Annotated in this window: 17 protein-coding genes and 1 pseudogene; 3 read left to right on the forward strand and 15 right to left on the reverse strand. The window is 72.6% G+C overall.

From position 1 onward, the window contains the following. Positions 1-5: 5 nt before the first annotated feature. Together BCF44_RS42895 and BCF44_RS42900 are read right to left on the reverse strand one after the other, a co-directional pair. On the reverse strand, positions 6-563 hold the full coding sequence (locus BCF44_RS42895) for a DUF4232 domain-containing protein (protein ID WP_170218057.1): 558 nt from the start codon (positions 561-563) through the stop codon (positions 6-8). Then, the gene (locus tag BCF44_RS42900; protein ID WP_170218058.1) at positions 563-1411 is read right to left on the reverse strand and encodes a universal stress protein; all 849 of its coding nucleotides are present in this window, start codon (positions 1409-1411) and stop codon (positions 563-565) included. Before BCF44_RS42900 ends, BCF44_RS42895 begins: the two co-directional genes overlap by 1 nt. 163 nt (positions 1412-1574) lie before the next feature. Here BCF44_RS42900 and BCF44_RS42905 point away from each other — a divergent pair, with 163 nt between their 5' ends. Further along, positions 1575-1943 carry a M48 family metallopeptidase gene (locus BCF44_RS42905; protein ID WP_246016139.1) on the forward strand — a complete coding sequence of 123 codons (369 nt, stop codon included), beginning with the start codon at positions 1575-1577 and terminating at the stop codon, positions 1941-1943. Positions 1944-2076: 133 nt separating this feature from the next. Here BCF44_RS42905 and BCF44_RS42910 read toward each other — a convergent pair. After that, a pseudogene (locus tag BCF44_RS42910) lies at positions 2077-2703 on the reverse strand (DUF4389 domain-containing protein); the annotation flags it as partial. A 110-nt stretch (positions 2704-2813) separates the two neighbouring features. Between BCF44_RS42910 and BCF44_RS42915 the strand changes: the two are divergent. Both BCF44_RS42915 and BCF44_RS42920 read left to right on the forward strand, forming a co-directional pair. Continuing rightward, positions 2814-3914, forward strand: a complete 1101-nt coding sequence (locus BCF44_RS42915; RefSeq protein WP_246016140.1) for a cysteine--tRNA ligase — start codon at positions 2814-2816, stop codon at positions 3912-3914. Positions 3915-4002: 88 nt separating this feature from the next. After that, positions 4003-4296, forward strand: coding sequence for a 2TM domain-containing protein (locus BCF44_RS42920; RefSeq protein WP_170218059.1), 294 nt, complete (start codon positions 4003-4005; stop codon positions 4294-4296). Positions 4297-4488: 192 nt separating this feature from the next. Here the strand turns inward: BCF44_RS42920 and BCF44_RS42925 are convergent, their stop codons facing one another. The 12 genes from BCF44_RS42925 to BCF44_RS42975 all read right to left on the reverse strand — a co-directional run bounded on the left by BCF44_RS42925 (position 4489) and on the right by BCF44_RS42975 (position 18645). Continuing rightward, entirely contained in the window at positions 4489-5379 is an 891-nt protein-coding gene (locus BCF44_RS42925; protein WP_246016141.1) for a universal stress protein, read from the reverse strand. A 119-nt stretch (positions 5380-5498) separates the two neighbouring features. Next, a complete protein-coding gene (locus BCF44_RS42930) occupies positions 5499-6266 on the reverse strand; it encodes a GAF and ANTAR domain-containing protein (RefSeq protein WP_116180257.1) in 768 nt (255 codons plus the stop codon). Then, a complete protein-coding gene (locus BCF44_RS42935; protein ID WP_116180258.1) occupies positions 6263-6997 on the reverse strand; it encodes a GAF and ANTAR domain-containing protein in 735 nt (244 codons plus the stop codon). The genes BCF44_RS42930 and BCF44_RS42935 overlap by 4 nt, the downstream gene beginning before the upstream one ends. 82 nt (positions 6998-7079) lie before the next feature. Next, on the reverse strand, positions 7080-8351 hold the full coding sequence (locus BCF44_RS42940; RefSeq protein WP_116180259.1) for a cytochrome P450: 1272 nt from the start codon (positions 8349-8351) through the stop codon (positions 7080-7082). After that, positions 8348-10375, reverse strand: a complete 2028-nt coding sequence (locus tag BCF44_RS42945) for an MMPL family transporter (protein WP_147328855.1) — start codon at positions 10373-10375, stop codon at positions 8348-8350. The genes BCF44_RS42940 and BCF44_RS42945 overlap by 4 nt, the downstream gene beginning before the upstream one ends. A 17-nt stretch (positions 10376-10392) precedes the next feature. Continuing rightward, positions 10393-11229, reverse strand: a complete 837-nt coding sequence (locus BCF44_RS54940; protein ID WP_147328856.1) for a hypothetical protein — start codon at positions 11227-11229, stop codon at positions 10393-10395. Beyond that, entirely contained in the window at positions 11226-11828 is a 603-nt protein-coding gene (locus BCF44_RS42950; protein ID WP_116180261.1) for a nitroreductase family protein, read from the reverse strand. Before BCF44_RS42950 ends, BCF44_RS54940 begins: the two co-directional genes overlap by 4 nt. Next, positions 11822-12790, reverse strand: a complete 969-nt coding sequence (locus BCF44_RS42955; protein WP_116180262.1) for a ScbA/BarX family gamma-butyrolactone biosynthesis protein — start codon at positions 12788-12790, stop codon at positions 11822-11824. Before BCF44_RS42955 ends, BCF44_RS42950 begins: the two co-directional genes overlap by 7 nt. Continuing rightward, complete coding sequence (locus BCF44_RS42960) at positions 12778-13653, reverse strand: nucleoside-diphosphate kinase (RefSeq protein WP_116180263.1); 876 nt, start codon at positions 13651-13653, stop codon at positions 12778-12780. The genes BCF44_RS42955 and BCF44_RS42960 overlap by 13 nt, the downstream gene beginning before the upstream one ends. After that, positions 13650-14636 carry an SDR family oxidoreductase gene (locus tag BCF44_RS42965; RefSeq protein ID WP_116180348.1) on the reverse strand — a complete coding sequence of 329 codons (987 nt, stop codon included), beginning with the start codon at positions 14634-14636 and terminating at the stop codon, positions 13650-13652. Before BCF44_RS42965 ends, BCF44_RS42960 begins: the two co-directional genes overlap by 4 nt. Beyond that, on the reverse strand, positions 14633-16138 hold the full coding sequence (locus BCF44_RS42970; RefSeq protein ID WP_116180264.1) for a nucleotidyltransferase domain-containing protein: 1506 nt from the start codon (positions 16136-16138) through the stop codon (positions 14633-14635). The genes BCF44_RS42965 and BCF44_RS42970 overlap by 4 nt, the downstream gene beginning before the upstream one ends. Next, positions 16135-18645 carry a PEP/pyruvate-binding domain-containing protein gene (locus BCF44_RS42975; protein WP_147328857.1) on the reverse strand — a complete coding sequence of 837 codons (2511 nt, stop codon included), beginning with the start codon at positions 18643-18645 and terminating at the stop codon, positions 16135-16137. The genes BCF44_RS42970 and BCF44_RS42975 overlap by 4 nt, the downstream gene beginning before the upstream one ends. Between the last annotated feature and the right edge of the window lie 105 nt (positions 18646-18750).

Here is an 18750-nt window from a genome sequence, read left to right on the forward strand (position 1 = left end):
CCGGATCAGTGCGGGCTGCTGCCCCCTTGGACGGCGCGCACGGTCAGCTGCTGGCCATCCATCGGGCGGGTGCATCCCCGCGCGTTCGGTTCGGGCAGCAGAACGAAGGCGGTGTTGTCCGGCGGGTACACCCGCAGTCCGGTCGCGGCGACCGGCTGGCACACCGCCGGGTCGTAGTTGTCCACGTTGACCTGGTTGAGCCAGGCGTACGCGGAACTGTCGGGGCCCAGCACGATCGCGGTGGGCGCGCCGGGCTCACGGGCGGCCGCGTCGCCGACCTGGTGCTGGTCGGCCCCCGCGTAGTAGGACACGCCGGGAAAGCCGGTGATCGTGCAGGCGGGCCCCGCGTTGGTGAAGACGATCGGCACGTAGTGGTGGCCGGCGGCGCCTTCGCCCTGTCCGAGGGACACCCGCAGGGACTCGGTGCGGCACGGCGCCGCCGCAGCTGTCGTGCTGGTGGCCACGGTCGAGGCGGTCGTCGACGGCGTCGCCACAGTGCTGGTCGTGGCGCACGCGGCGAGTACCCCACAACCGGCGAGCAGAACCACGTTGAGCCTTGCCATCAAATACCTCCAGTTGTCGCCGGGGTGAGGGGAGAGCGGTTGTCGCGCGGCCATGGCAGGCACGGTGTCCACGTGGCGCGGTGGCCGCTGGGCGCGGTGCGGACGGGCGGGGTGGGGTCGTGCACGACCATCACCGGACACGGCGCGAGGTGCAGCGCCGACCTCATCACCGCCCCGCTCCGGCCGCGGCCCACGACCAGCAGGTCGGTATCGGTGCGCGAGGCCACGACTTCGTGCGGGTGCGCGCGGACCGGTTCGATGAACGTCGCCGGGTAGCGGGCCAGACCAGCCACCACCTTCTCGGCGGCGACCAGGATCTCGTCCGTGTCGTGTTGCCGTGACACCGGGTGGTGGGTCAGCGGGTCCGGGACGGCGTGCAGCACCATCAGCTGCGCGCGAAGCGCGAGCGCCTTGTCGACGGCGTGCGCGACGACGAGGGGATCGTCCGGGCTGCCGCCGACCATGGCGGTGACCCGCCTGTGCCGCCCGTCCACCGCGTCGTCGGAACCCCGCACGATGACGATGTCGCAGTGCGCGGTCAGCACCGCCGGCACGACCAGGTCGCCGAGCCCCGGGTGGCGGTGCCGCTCGCCGCGGCAGCCGAGCACCAGGAGTTCGGACTCCCAGCTGGATTCGGCGAATGCGGCCAGAGGGTTGCCGACGGTGGTCCGGATGCGCACGGGCAGCAGCGGGAAATCGCGGGTGATCGGCCGCGTGGACCCGCCGTGCGCGCCACGCAGCACCAGTAGCTCGTCGCCGCGGTTCCAGGCATGACGGGCCGCCCAGTGAAGCGCGGTTTCGCCCCAGCGGGAACCGTCGGTCCCGACCGTCACCCTTTTCTCGCTCACGTCTTCACCATCACGCCACGACGCCGGTCCCTGGTAGTGCCGGTGGACGCTGCCGTTGGGGCACAAGGACCCCACCGCGACCGGCGGCCGACGGGACCTCCGGCCCATGCGGCGGTGCGTTCGGCTCTGCCGGTTCGCGCCGCCGGTGCGGGACAGTCGGACCGTGACCACCGCGCCGACCCGGTTCCGCCCGGACCACCAGCTCACCGCGCGGATGCTGCTGACCATGTTCCTGCTGGGGTTGGCCTACGTCGCGTTCGTGGCTGCGCTGCTTGTGTTGATCAAGTCCGTGGTGGCGGTCGTGCTCATCGCCGGCGGGCTGCTGGCCGCGCAGTTCTGGTTCTCCGACCGGATCGCCCTGGACGCCATGCGGGCCCGTGTCGTCGGCCCCGAGGAGGCGCCCGGCCTGCACGCCGTCGTCGACCGGCTGTGTGCCATGGCGGCGATGCCCAAGCCGCGGCTCGCTGTCGCCGCGGTGGGCACGGTCAGCCGGTCCCGCAGGGCGTGCAGCCAGACCCGCAGCACACGGTAGGCGAACGGTGTGTCGTCGGTGTCGAACACGTCGACGACGTCGCGGACCCATTCGGTCGCAAGCCGCGTCGCGTTCTCCAGCGCCGGAATCGGTTGGGTGGCAGCGATCCTGCTCATGGCGCAGTTCCCCCCAATGGCTCGGTGCCGCCCTGGTCGAGCCGGAACGGCGGGTAGGCGTCCGTCATCAGCGCGGCGTACGCGGTCACCCGGAACACCCAGCGTTGCAGTCCGACCACCAGGTCGAACACGCGCTCGGGGTACCGGCCGGTGAACAGCAGCACGACGCCCGCGACCACGGTCAGCACGAGGATCAGGCCGGCGTTCCAGTGCGTGCCCTGCGCTCCGCCGCCGACGAAGAAGCTGATCACGACATAGTGCGGGATGGCCAGCAGCCACCACTTCACGAGGACCAGCCCGCGCGACAGGTGCTCCGGGTAGGCGATGTCCAGCGTCGCCGGGTAGTCCGGGTCCTCGCCGAGGCTGAACGGCGGGTACCGGTCGGTGCCCAGCCCGCCGTAGGCGTAGTAGCCGACCCGCCAGCTCCAGCGCAGCACCCCCACGGTGAAGTCGAACAGGGGCCGGGGATACCGGCCGGTGGCCAGGATCGCCACGAAGGCGACCACCGTCACCACGACGAACGCGATCCACAGGAAGAACAGCACGATCACGTGCGGGATCGCCAGCAGCCATTTCACCAGCCACAGTCCCGGACTGAGGTGTTCGTCCAGGCGTGCCTCGAGCCGAACCGGCGTGTCGCTCATGACTCGATGGTCGGCCGGGCGGACCGCGTTCCCCAGAGCCGATGTCACCGGACCCGCGCGGTCGAAGGACCCTTCTCGCACCCTGGCCGCGGCGGCGCACACTACCGGATGTGACAGAGCCGCAGCAGATCTCGCTCGCCGGCCGGACCGTGCCGCTGGTGGACCGCGCCCGGATCTACACGTGCGGCATCACGCCGTACGACGTGACCCACCTCGGGCACGCCGCGACCTTCGTGTGGGCGGACACGCTGGCACGAGTCCTGCGCGCGCTGAACGTGGAGCCGGTCATGTGCCGCAATGTCACCGATGTCGACGACGTGTTGGACGCCGCCGCCGGCCGGGTCGGGGCGTACTACGACCGCTTCGCGGCGGTGCAGCAGTTCCAGTTCGAGAACGACATGTCGCTGCTGAACATCCGCCAGCCCGAGCACGAGCCTCGTGCGCGCCGGTACGTCGACGTCGTCGTGCGCCTGGCGGCGGCGCTGCTGGCGACCGGCGACGCCTATGTCCGGGGCGGCAGCGTGTACTTCCGGGGCCGCCGCGTCGTCGAGGACAGTGGGCTGGACCCGGTCCGCGCGGCGGCGCTCGCGGCGGAATACGGCGGCCGGCTCGACGATCCCGCCAAGGAGGATCCGTTCGACGTCGCCGTCTGGCAGGCGGCCGAGGCCGGCCACCCGGCATGGGATTCCCCCTGGGGTCCCGGCCGGCCGGGCTGGCACGCCGAGTGCGTCGCGATGTCCATGTCGGTGATCGGTGTCGGTGTGGACTTCCATGCCGGCGGGGCCGATCTCGCCTTCCCTCATCACGCCTATCACCGCGGGATGGCCGAGGCGGTGACCGGCGTCCGGCCGTACGCACGGGCCTGGCTGCACGTCGGCACGGTGACCGTGGACGGCGCGAAGATGGCCAAGTCCGCGGGCAATCTGGTGCTGGTGGAGGACCTTCTCGCCGCCGCGCCGGCCGCCGTGGTGCGGATGATGATCCTGGACCGGCCGTGGGCGCGGAGTTGGGACTACACGGAGGGGCTGCTGGACGTCGCGGCGGACCGGGTGGACCGCCTCTACGCCGCGGCGGGACGGCCGGGCGGGGACCCGGGTCGGGTGCTCGACGTGCTCGCACGCGATCTCGACGTCGCCGGGGCCGTCGACGTCGCGGTGACCGAAGGCGGTGCGGCGGCCCGCCTGCTCGCCTCAGTGCTCGCGTTGGCCTGACGCGACGATGGTCCCTGCCACGCGGTTACCGACGCCCCTGTGCGCGGCGTCGGCACCGGCCGAGGCTGGAGGCGAGGAGGTGGCTTCCATGACCGAGACACTCGACGACAGAAGGGAAGCCGCACGCAAGCGCATCGAGGACCGCCGCGGCTTCCTCCCGCACCTGGTCGTCTACCTGTTCGTCAACGGCACGCTGCTCTTTGTCTGGGCGAACGTCGGACCGCAGGGCTTCTTCTGGCCGGCGATCGTGATGTTCACCTGGGGTATCGGACTGGTCATGCATGCGTGGAACGCGTTCGTGCGCCGGCCGATCACCGAGGCCGACATCGACCGCGAGCTGGCACGCGACACGGACGAGGCACGCCCGACCGACATCACCTGAACCGCGTACAGCGTCGACGCACGGTCTGTTACGCCCGCTCGAAGCCGACCGTTGCCATCGCGTCCGTGAGCCGGGGCAGCCGGTGCTGCGACGGCTCACGGACGCGCGGCGCTGTCACGGGCTTTCCTGTGGGCCAAGGACTTCGCCCGCAGCTGGCTGGCCCGCGCTCGGCGCGTCGGCGCCGGGCGCGGGTCAGTGCTCGGCTCGGACGACGAGCACCGGGCAGGGCGCGTGGTGGATCAGCGCCTGGCTGGTGGAGCCCAGCAGCAGGCCGCCGAGCTCGCCACGGCCCCGGCTGCCGACGACCACCAGCTGGGCGCCGCGGGCGTGGTCCAGCAACAGCTGCCGGGCCCGGCCGCCCTCGACGATCCGCCGCACGGTCACGTCCGGGAACTTCTCCCCGTAGCCGGCGAGGCGCTCGGCCAGCTGCTCGTCCTGCCTGGTCTCGACGACGTCCCAGTCCACGACGAACTGCCGCGCGAACGCGTAGGAGTTCTCCGAGGCGAACTCGGTCCAGCCGTGCACGGCGACCAGCTCGACGCCCCGGAACGACGCCTCCTCGTACGCCCAGGCCAGGGCGCTCTCACTGGTCGGCGACCCGTCGACGCCGACCACCACCGGTCCGGCCGGATCGGGCCGGTCGCCGCGGACCACCACGACCGGGCAGTGCGCGCGGGCGATCGTCGCGATCGCGGTGGACCCGGTGAGAATGCCGGTGAAGCCGCCCAGCCCGCGCGAGCCGAGCGCGATCATCGCCGCGTGCTCGGACGCGTCCACCAACACCGGGATCGGCGAGCCGTCGATCAGCTCGGTGGTGACCGTCAGGTCCGGGTGCAGTTTGCCGACGGCGGAAACGGCGGCGTCGAGGTAGGCGCGGCCGGACTGCCGCAGCGCCTCGAAGAAGTCCTTCGGCAGGCCGAATGCGCCCCCGTAGGCGATGGTGCTGACCTCGACGGCGTGCACGAGGCGCAGCGACATGCGGCGCCGTGCCGCCTCGTCCGCCGCCCAGCGGACGGCGTCTAGCGCGGATTCGGATCCGTCCACGCCGGCCACGATGTGGCGGCCGGCCAGGTTGCTGGTCACTTCGCTCTCCTCGACGTCAGGGCACGAATTCCGTGCATCTCGACGCTAGGAGCAACGCGGTGGCCGGCGAAGAGAAGCAGTGCTCGCCGGCGTACTGCCGAAAGTCCCTGAGCCGGTGCTCAACCGCCCGGCGGTGAGCTGCGCAGGTCGGCGGGATCGACCTGGGACGTCAGGACACCTCGGGCCAGCTCGGTGAGCGCCAGGTGGTGGGCGTGCGCGTGCGCCCGCATCAGGGCGAAGGCCTCGCCGACCGGCACCCGGAGCTTCTCGGCGAGGAAGCCCTTGGCCTGCTCGATGGTGATCCGGGCGTTGAGCGTGTTGTGCAGCTGCTCGGCGACCTGCTCCCGACGTTGGAAGGCGCGGGTGTGCAGGATGCTGATGGTGGCGATGTCGGCCATCGACTGGCCGACGGCCACGGTGTCCGTGGCGAGGGCGCCGGCGTCCGCGCTGAACAGACCCAGCACGCCGAGCGGCTGGTCGCGCAGCCGCAGGGGGAGTGCCTGCGTGCCGACGTAGCCGCTGTCGCGGGCCGCCTCGGCCAGCCTCGGCCACCGGAAGACCTCCGCCGCGAGGTCGGCGCTGGCGGCCGGCTCTCCTGAGTGGTAGGCGTCCAGGAACGGCCCCTCCTGGTTGCGCAGCCGCATCAGGTCGAGCAGACGGGGCTGTTCGCTGGAGGAGGCGACGAGCTGGAGTGCGCTGCGGCGGTCGGGCAGCAGCACGGCGGCAGCCGTGACGTCGAGCAGCTCAACGCACCGTTCGGTCAGTGTGTGCAGCATGTCGATGATGTCGAACCCGGCGACCAGGGTGTCGGCCAGCTCCACGAACGTGGCCGCCAGCCGCCCGTCGCGGGCCGTCGACGGGCCGCCTGCGTTGTCCCCTTGAGTCATGGCCCTTCCGTGTCCTTGCCGTCGTCCAGCCGGGTTCGCCCGGCCAGTATGTCCTCGGCCAGCCGGGACAGCCCCTCGCCGCTGGTGAACGCCCGGGCCCGCAGCCGCAGGAACGCCGTGGTGGGGTCGACCCCCAGCTGAGCGGCGACCATGCCGGTGGCCTGGTGCACCTCCGCCCACCGCTCGCCGAACTCGCTGGCGAACAGGCCGTACTCGGTGACCGTGGGCGCGTCCGACACGCCGGCCAGGATCAGCGCCATGGCCGCGTCGGCGAACAGCCACGCGTCCTCGAGATCGGCCGCGGACAGCAGCCCCGCGTCGGCGCGGTAGATCTCCAGCGCCCCGATCGTCACCCCGTTCGCGCCGATGGGGAAGGCGAACACCGCCCGAACCCCCTCGGCGAGCGCCTCGGGCGCGAACATGGGCCAGTGCTCGCGGCTGGCCGCCGTGTCGAGATCGGCCACCAGCACCGGGAGGTCCTTGGCCACGGCCACCGTGGCCGGACCGGCGCCGAGCACGACCTGGAGCTCGGCCAGCCGGCTGCCGACGGGGTCGGTGGCATGCACCGGCTCGATCGGACCGAGGTCGGAGACGAGGTACACGCCCACGCCCGTCGCGTTCAGGGTCCTCGCCGCGACGGCGCAGACATGGCGGACCGCCACCGTCGCGCCCTCGATCCGGGCTCGGTCGCGGATCGCCTCGGTGATCTCGATTTCCCGATCGGGATCCACAGTCGCCCCTAGCCGATTGCCGTCGGACGAGCGTAGCCGCCGCCGGACGGGGCCGGGCGCGCCGCCGCGCCGACGGGGACGATCACCGCCGGCGCGCGGTCATGGTCAACCGGTCCGGGTGAACGACGACACCGCTGGTCGCCGGTCGGACCGGGCCGGCCGGTCGCAGTCGCCACCGCCGAGCGACGGCCGCGACCTGCACCGCCATCTGCACCAGCGCGAACCCCTCGCCCGGGCACCGGCGCGTCCCCGTGCTGAACGGCAGCGAGCCGGCGAGGGAGCGGTCGGGGTCGAATTCCGCGGGCCGGGGGAAGCGGGCCGGGTCGTGGTGCAGCAGGTACGGGCTGACGGCGACCGTGGTGCCCGGTGGCAGCCGCACGGCGCCGAGGTCCACCTCGGTCGCCGCCTGCAGCAGGTTGATCCAGGCGGGGTATTTGCGCAGCGCCTCCGTGATCACCCGACCGGTCAGGGGCAGCGCGGCGACGCTGTCAGCGGTGATCGGACCGTCTCCCAGCACCGTGTCCAGCTCGTCGTGCACCCGCGCCTCGAGCCGGGGATTCTCGCCGAGTTCGTGGCACACCCACCCGATGGCCGCAGCCGGCGTGTCCACGCCCGCGATCACCAGCCCGACCAGCTCGTCCACCGTTTCCTCGTCGGACAGGCCGGCCTCGAACAGCAGGACGGACACCAGGTCGCCGCCGGGGCCGACCAGGCGGCGCTGTGCGACCACCGAGCGGAACGCCCGCCGCAGCCGGAAGGCGGCGGCCACGAACCGCCGGTTGGCGGGGGTGGGCAGCTGCCGGAGTCGACGCGGCAGCAGCAGCCGGCGGGGGATCTCGGCCAGCGCCACCGGCAGCGAGCGGCGGATCTCGGCCGCCACGGCCGGGGCGAGGTCGGCGCCGAGCAGGGTCGTCGTCAAGGTGGTGAGCGACAGTTCGAACAGTTCGGCGTCGACGGCGACGCGCGCCCCGTCGGTCCACGACCGGACCCGTCTCTCGGCGAGGTCCGCCATGGTCGGCACGTGCTGGCGAACGCGGGCGGTCCGCAGCGCGGGCGCCAGCAGGCGGCGTCGCTGCCGGTGCTCCGCACCGCCGAGCGTGGCCAGCGCGCGTCCGCACAACGCCCGGACGGCGTCGGCGACATCGTCGCGGGTGAAGTCGCCGGCGGCTCCGCTGAGCACGCGGTGGGTCAGGGCGGGCGTGGTGACGACGTACGCCGGGGTCCCACCGAGGTGGATCCGGACGATGCCGCCACGGTCGCGCAGCGACAGCACGAAAGGCAGCGGCCGGCGCAGCAGCGGCAGGCCGTGGCCGATGACCGGCAGCCGGTGGGGCATGGTGCTGACAGTGTTCATCGCTTCTCCCTGGGAAAAGGGGACCACCACGTGACGCGTCCGAACAGGACCATCACGGACGGCACGAGCAGGCAGCGGACGACGGTCGCGTCGACGGCGACCGCGAGGGCCGATCCCAGGCCCAGCATCTTCATGTTGAGCACGTCCGAGGTGCCGACGGCGACCAGCACGATCACGAGGATCGCCGCCGCGGCGGTGACGACCCGGGCGCTGCGAGCCAGACCGACGGCCACCGCCTCCCGGCTGTCCCCGGTCCGGCGGTACTCCTCCTGGATCCGTGACTGCACGAGCAGGCCGTAGTCCATGGACAGCCCGAACGCCAGACAGAACATGAGGACCGGCAGCGTCGTGTCGACGGCGCCGACGGGGGTGAAGCCGAGCAGGCCCGACAGGTGGCCGTCCTGGAACACCCAGACGACGGCGCCGAACGTGGCCGTGAGGCTCAGCGCGTTGAGCACGACGGTCTTGACCGGCAGCAGGACGGTCCGGGTCATCAGGAACACCAGCAGGAGGGTCGCGGCGGCGATGCACGCCAGCGCGTACGGCAGCCGGCCGCCGACGGCCGCCTGCGCGTCGACCAGCTCCGCGGCCGGGCCGGCCACCGCGAGGTCGCCGCGCTGGCCGCGAATCGCGCGGACGAGATCCTGGCTGGCTTGCGAGACGGCGTCGCCGGCCGACTCCACGGCGTAGGCGGCGGTGCCCTGCGCGCGACCGGTGATGGTCACCGCGACCACACCGGGCAGACCTGACAACCGGGCCGCCACGTCCGGTGCGGACTCCGGCGCGAGGACGTCGATCCGCCCGTTGGCGTTGCCGCTGAAGTTGTCTCGGATGTTCTGCTGCACCACGCGGGCGGGCGCGACCACCGGCAGCTGCCGGTCGTCGACCGAGCCGAAGCGAACGTCGCGGAACGGCACCGCGGACAGCGCCAGTCCGAGCGCGGTCAGAGCGGCGACGAGCGGGGCGTACCTGATGACCACTCGTGTCCAGCGGCGGCCGTCCACTTCGGACATCCGGACGAGGCGGCCGGCGTCGACCCGGTCGCCGAGCACGGCGAGCGCGGCCGGCACGACCGTCAGGGCTGCCAGCGCCGCGAGCAGCACCACGCTCACTCCCACGTACGCGAACGACCGCAGGAAGCCCAGCGGGAACAGCACCAGGGCGCCGAGCGACACCGCGACGGTGGCGGCGGAGAACAGCACTGTGCGGCCGGCTGTCAGCACGGCGCGGCGGATTGCGTCGGGATGCGGTCGTTCCTCGCGGAAGCGGCGCACGATGAACAGCGCGTAGTCGATCGCCAGCCCGAGGCCGAGCGCGACGCTCAAGTCCTGGGCGAAGACCGACAGATCGGCGAACGCGCTCACGGCGCGCAGCACGGCGCCCGTGCCCACCATGGCGATGGCGCCGACCACGAGCGGCAGCAACGCCGTCACCACACTGCCGAAGACGAAGACGAGGACCAGCAGGGTGAGCGGCAGTGCGATCAGCTCCGCACGGGTGAGGTCGTCACTGATGGCGCGTCGAGCCTGGTCCGCCACGGCCGCCGGGCCGCCGGTGCGAACGAGCGCGCTGCCGTGTCGGCCGTCGTAGGCCGCGGCGAGCTGCGCGGAGCGGTCGGCCGCGGCCAGATCGGAGCCGGTGATCCGGGCTGTGATCAGCGCCTGCCGGCCGTCGCGCGAGCGCAACGGGGGCTGCCGGCCGGTCCAGTAGGACGTGACGCCGGTGATGGATTCCTCGCCGGCAAGCCGGCTGGCGACGGTGGACCCGTCGACCGCGCAGGCCGGGTCGTCCACACCGCGCTCGCAGTCCACCAGCAGGGTGAGATTCGGGTCGGCGGTGGGGAACTCCGCCGCCAGAGTGCGGGCGGCGGCCGACGAGGGCGCCGCCGGATCGGTCGCGCCGAGCCCCCGCAGGTGATCGGCCACGCCGTACCCGCAGACCACCGCGACGAGCAGGAACACCGCCGCCGCGACGAGCACTGTGCGGGGACGCGTGACGGCGAAGTCGGCAAGGCGGTTGAGCAAGGCGATGCTCCCGGACGTCAGCGAAGCCCGTAGGCGATGAGGAACAGGTAGCTGAACAGCACGAAGGCCATGGCGGGGCGCAGCGGCCAGCACTCGCTCGCGCCGGCGAGGAACCGCCGCGCCGCGAGGACGGGCGGCACGAGCAGCACGACGAACCAGGTGGTGGTGAGCGCGACGATGAATGCGACCGCGGCGACGGCCCAGCAGAGCGTCACCGTGCCGCTCAGCGCCGGACCGAGCACCGCCGAGTACAGCCGTTCCCCGGGCACGCCGTGCCACCGCGTCTTGCGGGCGAATTCGAAGTGCAGGAACACGCAGGCGAAGACCACGACGACCGGCACCACCCGCCAATCCACGCCGGCGGTCAGCGACACATACAGGTAGCAGCTGATCAGGAGCTGCACCGGATAGCTGACGGCGAGGTTCAGCAGCAGGTCGTCCCGCACGGCCGCCGATCGGCGCTCCACGGCAGCAAGGACGAGGCCGTAGCCAAGGACCAGCAGCGACAGGACCACCGAGAGCGCCGACAGCAGCGAGTTGAGCGCCAGCACGGAAAGCGCGAGAAACACCATCGCGGTCCGCAGCTCGCGGACACTGATCGCGCCCGTCACCAAGGGGCGGTCGGGGTGGTGCGCACGGTCGTAGCCGAGGTCCTTCTGCTCGTCGAGCACGCGGAGGAACAACAGGCTCAGCACGACGCTCGTGGCGCGGACCGCCGTCGCCGGCGACGGACGCCAGTGGTCACTCGCCACGGCCTCCAGCGCGAGTGACCACAGCACGCCGTAGGTGACGTAGATGTGCGGGCGGAATCTGACCAGCACGAAGCCCCAGAGGCGGCTCGCGGGCGCCGTCATCCGTGCCGCCAGTGGTTCCAGCTGGTGACGTCGGCGGCCGGCCGCCGACCCGCCGCGCCGAACCAGCGCTTGGCGTACCCGACGGGCACCAGACAACCCTGGGTCACCTGGTCGTACGGGATGCCGAGCAGGTCCGCGATCTCGCGCTCGTACGCCAGGTGCACGGTGGTGAAGGCCGTCGCGAGGCCCCGCGCCCGCGCGGCCAGCATGAAGCTCCACACCGCCGGGTACAGCGAGCCGTAGCGGCTCGCGGTCCTGGCCGGGTGCTCCGAGGGGCTCTGCCGGCCGAGGATGCACGCCAGCAGCAGGACCGGGATCCGTTCCAGGTTCTGGGCCAGGTACCGAGCGGATTCGACGTCCGTGGACGGCGGCGCGTGCTTCAGGTGCGCCGCCGAGGCCGAGCGGTAGTACTCGGCGACGGCGTGCTTCAGCCCCGGGTCGTCGATCCCGACGAACCGCCAGTCCTGCCGGCCACCCCCGGTCGGCGCGTGCACCGCGAGCCGCAGGCACTGCTCGATGACGTCGCGAGTCACTGGTCGGCGCAGGTCGACGCCGCGGCGCACGGCGCGTGTGGTGGTGAGCGCCTCGTCGATCAGCATGTGCGCGCGGCGAAATCGGTCTGCTCGGCGTCCGCGGTCACCGGGAAGCGCATCCGGAGCTGAGCGTCGGCGACAGCGCTGCCGGACTGGTCGATCCAGCACCAGGCGTCCACCTCCCGGGCGTCGCCCACCGTCTGGACCGCACCGAGCTGGCAGTGGCAGATCGCCTCGGCGCCGAGCTCCGTGAAGTCGCTGAACCGACAGCGCAGCGCCGTCACCAGACCGAAACCCAGGTTCGCGGACACCGCCGCGCACGCGGTCGCCAGCTGTCGGACCGCCTCGACCAGCACCATGCCCGGCGTGTGGTCGACGGGATGGTCGAACAGCGTCGGATGGCCGGTGTCCACGACGACGGCGGCGCGGGCGAAGACGCCGTCGATGTGCGGCGGCCCGATCACGACATTGCGCGCACAGCTGCGTCCGACGACGGCAGCCGCACACCTGGCCGGTGGCGGTGACGTGCGCAGCGGCTCGATCGTGCCGCGCACCGCGGCCCACTCGTGTTCCAGCACCCAGGAGAAGGCGAAGTCCGCAGTGAGCACGTGACTGCCATCGATCTCGAACCGGTGGCGCAGGTGCAGGCCGCACAGCTGCTCGTCGTGGGTGAAGCGCCGTACGACCTGACAGTGGAGGATGGCGTCGCAGGGAGCGCCGGTGACGGCGAGGCCATCCGGGTCGTGCACGCGAAGCTCGAAGCGGCGCAGCACGAACCGCGCCTCGGGCGGCACCCGGAAGCACTGGTGCGCCACGGCGAGACACGCCTGGCGGCCCGCCTCCACGAACGCCACCGGGTCGTGGTGGCCGGTGACGGAGTCCCGGTAGAAGGCGTGCGACCTGGGAAGCTGCACGCCGACGGCGATCTGGCCGCCGCGCTCGACCAACGAGGTGACGAACACCTCGGCGACCGAGGCCCGATGCACGAGCTCGCGGGGCACGGTACGGGAGAACGTCAGCCGGTGCATGCCACTCCTCGCCTCGTGTCGGTCGTCTCGCTGGTCAGCGGGAGCACCGCCGCGCCGACGACGATGACGTTCCAGGGGTCGAGCCGAACACCCCACTGCCACGCCCACAGCAGAATGCCGGCGAGCGCCGCCCGCAGGTCCGCGTCCGGCGGTCCGACGGCGGCCCGCAGGCCGGCCCGCGCCGCCGTCGAGATGGCGTCGTCGACCAGCAGACGGTCGACCTCCCGCAGCAGGCTGGCCGCTCGCTCGGCAAGATCGAGGCACTGCGGCGGGAATCGCGCGCAGAGCTCCCGAGCGAGTTGCCTGGCGCGCGCCGACCGGTCCGCGCCGGCGAGCGTGCCGCGCAGCGTGCGGAACAGATGGTCGGTGTCGAAGTAGATGGCCAACTCGCGCAGCACGTCGACGGGTTCATCGGCCGTGTGCGCCATGTTGAGCAGGAACCCGTGTGCGCCGAGCGCGTGGCGCAGCTGACCTTGCTCACGCCGAAGGGGGTCACCGGCACCCTTCATGGCGGTCAGCCGCACGCAGACCGGCGCCCGTCCCGTGACCTCCCGGCGCACGAGAAGCACGAGGGAATCCGTGGCGGTCGCGAGCAGGTCGGCGATGCGCCGCCGCTGCCACGTCGCGGACCGCCACGGTTCCTGCCACACGGCGCGAATGGCGTGCCGCCCCAGGCTGATCCGTTCGGCCGCGACGATGCGGAAGCCGTGGCGCGACAACCAGTCGACGGCCGGCAGCAGCCGTCGCGCCACGACGGCGTCCGGCTTGAGCAGCAGCAGACCGTGCTCGTGGGCGAACGCCGCCGGGTCGACGCCGAGCCGGTCGAGCTGCGCGACACAGTCGTCCAGGTAGACGTCGGTCATCGCAGGTACCCGATCGCCAGGCAGTAGTCCAGCAGGCGCCTCAGGTGCGCGACGCCGGTGATGCCGGGCCGGCGGTGGTGGAAAGCGCGGGTCGCACTGTCCTCGAAGGACGTCCTGTCGCGCAGGTACGGCTCGTACAGGCGAACGACGCGGTCGTGGTAGCGGCGCTGGGCGGGCGATAGCGTGTCCGCGCGGAAGACCTCCGGCGGCACGAACTTCGGCACACGGAACGAGGGGTACTCGGCGAACAGGTCCGAACACTCCCGCAGCGACACCGGGCGGCCGCCGATCGCCGGCAACGTCCGGCCCCGGACTTCGCCGAACCGGTGCACGGCATCCGCCACGAGGTCGGCCACGCGGTCGACGGCCACCAGGTCGAGGAGGGCGTCGTAACGACCGGGCAGGGCGCCGACCTTGCCCTCCACGATCAGACGGAGCAGCACGTAGAAGCTGCGGAAGGCGCGGATCGCGCCGGTCGCCTCGGTGCCGACGACGATGCTCGGCCGGATCACCACCGCGTCCAGGCCGCTGCCGCGCACGAGACGTTCGGCGGCGGACTTGCTGCGCTCATACCCGTTGGCACCCGCCACGTACGCGGTGCTGACGTGCACGAACGGCATCTCGCCCCGCCGCGCCAGCGCCAGGGCGTGCGCGGTGCCACGGACGTTGACGGCGTCGTAGACGCTGTCGTCGCGGCCGAACTCCGTCACCGCCGCGGCGTGCACGAGGGTGCACCGGCCCCGGCACAGCCGGTCGACCAGCTCCGCGGCGAGACCGAGGTCGGGTCGCGTGACGTCGACGGTCAGACGCGACACACCGGCGGCGAAGCGCCCGCCGAACGGCGTCGTCGGGATGACGCCGCGGTGGTCGGCGACGGTCGCGCTGCGGTGCGTGAGGGCGACGACGCTGTGCCCGGACGCGGCGAGTCGCGCGCAGACCTCCGCGCCGACGAGACCGGCCGCGCCGGTGACGACGACGTTCATGCCGTCCCCCTCGGGGCCAGCAGGTCGGCCGCGTCGCTGATGGGCAGGACCGCGCCGAGGTAGGCGGCCAGCCGCAGCCAGTCGTGGCCGAGTTCGAGCGTGCGCTGCCAGTCCGCGGCGGACTCGAACGAGGACGGGAACCCGGCCGCGCCGGTGTGGGCGCGGACCTCCGCCACGAGGTAGTCCAGGTCGGTGAGCGACACCGGCGGCCGCTCGGCCCGCCGGGCCAGCTCCACCAGCGAACCGTCGATGAAGGGCAGTTCGCCCAGCGACCGCGTCAGGGCGTCGTCCGGCGGCAGCGGGTGGACGCCGGCGGCACTGAACAATCCGCGGCAGGCCACCTGGGCCATCCGGCGCCCGGCGAACTCGCCGGCGCCGGCGCCGCCGACGGCGAGCGCGCCGAGGAGGTCCTCCCGCGCGTTCTCCGCGAGCACGTTCGACCACACCAGATCCAGGCCGGCCGCGCAGAATCGGTGTGCCGGCAGCGGCACGAGCGTCACCGGCCCGACGACCGCGCCGCCGCGCGCCGACAGCGCCGGGCAAGTGCGACCGGGCGGCGGCGTGACCGGCCGGAGGTCCGGTCGGACGGGGTCCCCGGCGGCGTCGGACAGGCCGACGAGGCCGAGCCGGACGAACTGCGCGAGCACGTCGAGGTCGACACCGTCGGCGGGCGCGCGGTCGAACACGATGGACCGCCACACCTCGCCTGCGCCGTCGTCGAACGCGAACACGTCGACACCGTCACGGAGCACGTGCACCCGGTCGCCGATCGGCCACGTGGTCACGTCCGGAACGCGGCGCAGCCGCACGCCGCCCGGCTCGACGCGGCAACCCGTGACACCGAACTCCTCGGCCAGGTCGACGCAGGCCGCGCCGGTGACGCCCGCACGGTACCGGCGCACGAGGTCCTGCGGACCGCCGGCACGCGCCTCGATCCGATCGAGCTGGGCCGGTAGCCACTTGGGCTCCAGGTAGGTCTCGCCGTGACGCGCCGCCCAGGACTTCACGGCGTACAGAAGCCCGACGGCGGCCCAGTCCGCCGCATCGTCGGCCTGTGCGAGTTGCGCCATCGCCTGCGCGTACCGAAGCGCCTGTCGCGACCGTTCGCCGCACCAGGCGGACACCCGGTCGCCGAACGCCTCGGTGGACACCGCACTCCGTGCGCTGCGCAGCAGGGACTCGCCCCGCATCGGCACGGCGCCGAGCAGCCGTTGGCAGCGGTCGAGGACCTCCGCGTCGGGCGCGGTGAGGGCGGCGTCGAACTGCGCCGCGACCTGCCGTACGGACCGCATGCGCACCTCCACCCGCCGGCCGTCGAGGAACAACACGGTCGGCATCGACGGTTGGTCCTCGCCGTCGACGAGCACGAGGAAGTCGACGTCCGAGTGCGGTGTGCCGAACCCTTCGGCGATCGACCCCTCCAGCACGACCGCGCTGCCCGGCGGCACGTGCACCTCGGCCATGGCCAGCTTCAGCAACTGCTCGACGTCCGGGCTCGTCACGGTTCGAGCACCTCCACGATCCCGGCGCCGCCGTCGACCCGGAGCCGTGCACCGGTGCGGACGCTCGAGAGCAGATGCTCGATCTGCACCACCGTGGGGATGCCGAGTTCACGGGCGACGATGGCCACATGGGTGAGCGGGCTGCCGCGTTCGACCAGCAGGGCGGACGCGGAGGACAGTGCCGCGACCGAACCCGGATCGGTGTGGCGGGCGAGCATGATGCCGGCGCCACCGCCCGCGTACACCGCCGTGCCCTCGACGACGCCCGGACTCGACGGCGTTCCGCGCAGGACGCGGGCCGCTCCGTCGGACGGTGTCGGAGGCGCACCCCACCCGGCGCGTTCGAGGTTCCCGAGCCAGTAGGGCGCCCCGCGCGTCTCGAAGCGGGTCGGGGCGGTCACGTGCTCGTCGCGGAGCCGCTGCTCGCGACGCAGCGCGACGAGCGGTTTGAGCTCGGTGTGCGCGATCGTGCCCTCGCAGCACCCGCGCACCTCGTCCAGGCGCAGCAGGAAGATGTCCCGCCACTCGTCGAGGGCGCCGAGCCGGGCCAGGTCCTTGCCGATGGCCCGCAGCATCCGTTTGGCCATGCCGAACGCCTTGGCCCGCCGCCAGCGCAGGCGCTCCCGGTCGGCCATGCCGGTGGAGACCTTGCGGCGCACGACGTCGTAGACGATTCGACGGGCGCCGCCCAGCACGGCGTCGAGATATGCGGCGACGTCGCCGCGCGGCGTGTCCCCGGCGGCCGGTGCCGCCCGCAGCATGGCCACGAGGGGCGAGGGATCCTCACTCAGGTCGGGCGTCTCCAGCTTCATCTCGTCGACACCGCGGAACCCGAACCGCGCGACGTAGTCGTCCAGCGCCGCGAGGAAATCGTGCCGACCGGCCGCCGCCAGTCGCGCCCGCAGCTCGGCGGCCGGCGTGTCGCGGACCAGCGCGGCCAGGTCCGGATCCCGGTGCGTCTCGGCCGCCAGCCGGCGCAGCGCGGTCACCGGTTCGATGGATTGCACTTCCGGTCCCGGGCCGGCCGCTGCCCAGAAGAACCAGTCGGGCGCGGCCGGCAGCCACCGGCGGGTCAGCAGGTGCAGCACGCCGACCGACGTGAGCAGCGTGGCGTCCAGCGCCATCATCGGCCCCCATCGTTCGATGAGTTCCCGCTGGAGCAGACGAAACCGCTGGTAGAGCTGATCGCACGGCACACCGTCGTGGTCGGCGTGGTCGAACACCGCGGCGGCGGCGTCGAATTCGCCGCAGAAGCGGCGCACCGAGCGGCCGATGGTGAGGAACCGCCAGGCGAAGACGGCTCCGGACGTCAGCGCGACCAGCGGCGCGCGCCGGTACGGGCGGACCCGGTCGGCGATGTCGTCGTCGAGCGGAGCCACGCCGAGGGACACCTCGAGAACCTTGCGGTTCAGCCGGTACCCGGGGACGAGCCGGACCATTCGGTACCAGTGCAACAGGTTGTAGTAGACGCGCCCGTGGAAGTAGCCGAGCATCGCCGGCAGCCAGTCGTCGAGTTGCCGGCGCACGCCGTGGGGGAGAAGCAGTGAACGGGCGTACTCCTGGTACACCCGCGTGTAGACGTCCGCCGCGAAGCTGTAGGTGAGCGGCGAGGTGAGGCCGCTGAAGCTCTCGACGATGTTGGCGTTGTCCCAGATCAGCGGCTCGCCGCCGAGCGGTGTGGTGATCGGGCGGGACTGCACCAGGCGCAGCTCGTCGCCGGTGATCGTCCATTCCACGTCCTGCGGGGCGTCGAACGCCTCGCGGATGTCGCGGCCGACCCGGTGCAGGGCGGCGATGTCCTGATCGGTGAGGCAGCCGCTGCCGTTGTCACGAGTGGCTCCGGTGGCCACGTCGATGTGCGCGGTGTCGGCCGCAGCGAGTCCGGCCATGAGCCCGTCACCGAGTCCTGGGGTCGCGCTGACGACGTACTCGCGCCGGCTGCCGCTGACGGGATCCGCCGTGAACAGCACGCCGCTCTTGTCCGCGTGCACCATCGTCTGCACGATCACCGCGAGTCCGCCGGACACCGGAGCCAGGCCGTGGTCCATGCGGTAGTGCAGGGCCCGCTCGCTGTACGCGGACGCCCAGCAGTCACGCACCCGGGCGCAGACCTCGTCGAATCCGGCGACGTTCAGGAAGGTGTCGAACTGGCCGGCGAAGGACAGGACGGCCCCGTCCTCGTCGGGTCCGGACGACCGCACCGCGAACGTGTCGCCGCCGGCGTCCCGACACGCGCGGGCGACGGCGTCGACGGCGTCCGCGGTGAGTTCGGCGCTGGTGACCAGGCGCCGTATCAGCTCCGCGACGACACCGGCGTTGTCGGGCGTCACCTCCCGCAGCGCGGCGGCGATGGGGCCGGCGACGCGTCGCTCCGCGGCGAACCGGCGGAACACGTCGACCTCGACAACGCCCCAGGATGGTACGGAAAATCCTTTACGCTGCAACGTCTCCAGATTGACGGCCTTGGCCCCGCGCTGGTCGCGGGCCCTGGTTTGCTGCGCGTGCAAGCGTCCTCCGTGTTGTCTGCGGCAACAGGGTGAAGGCGAGCACGGCGCTGTGCCCGGGCGAAGGCCGGGAGGCAGGGCCGGCGGCAACCTCTCCGAGCCTGGCCC

It is taken from the genome of Kutzneria buriramensis, from assembly GCF_003387475.1.
In the GTDB taxonomy this organism is placed as follows: domain Bacteria; phylum Actinomycetota; class Actinomycetes; order Mycobacteriales; family Pseudonocardiaceae; genus Kutzneria; species Kutzneria buriramensis.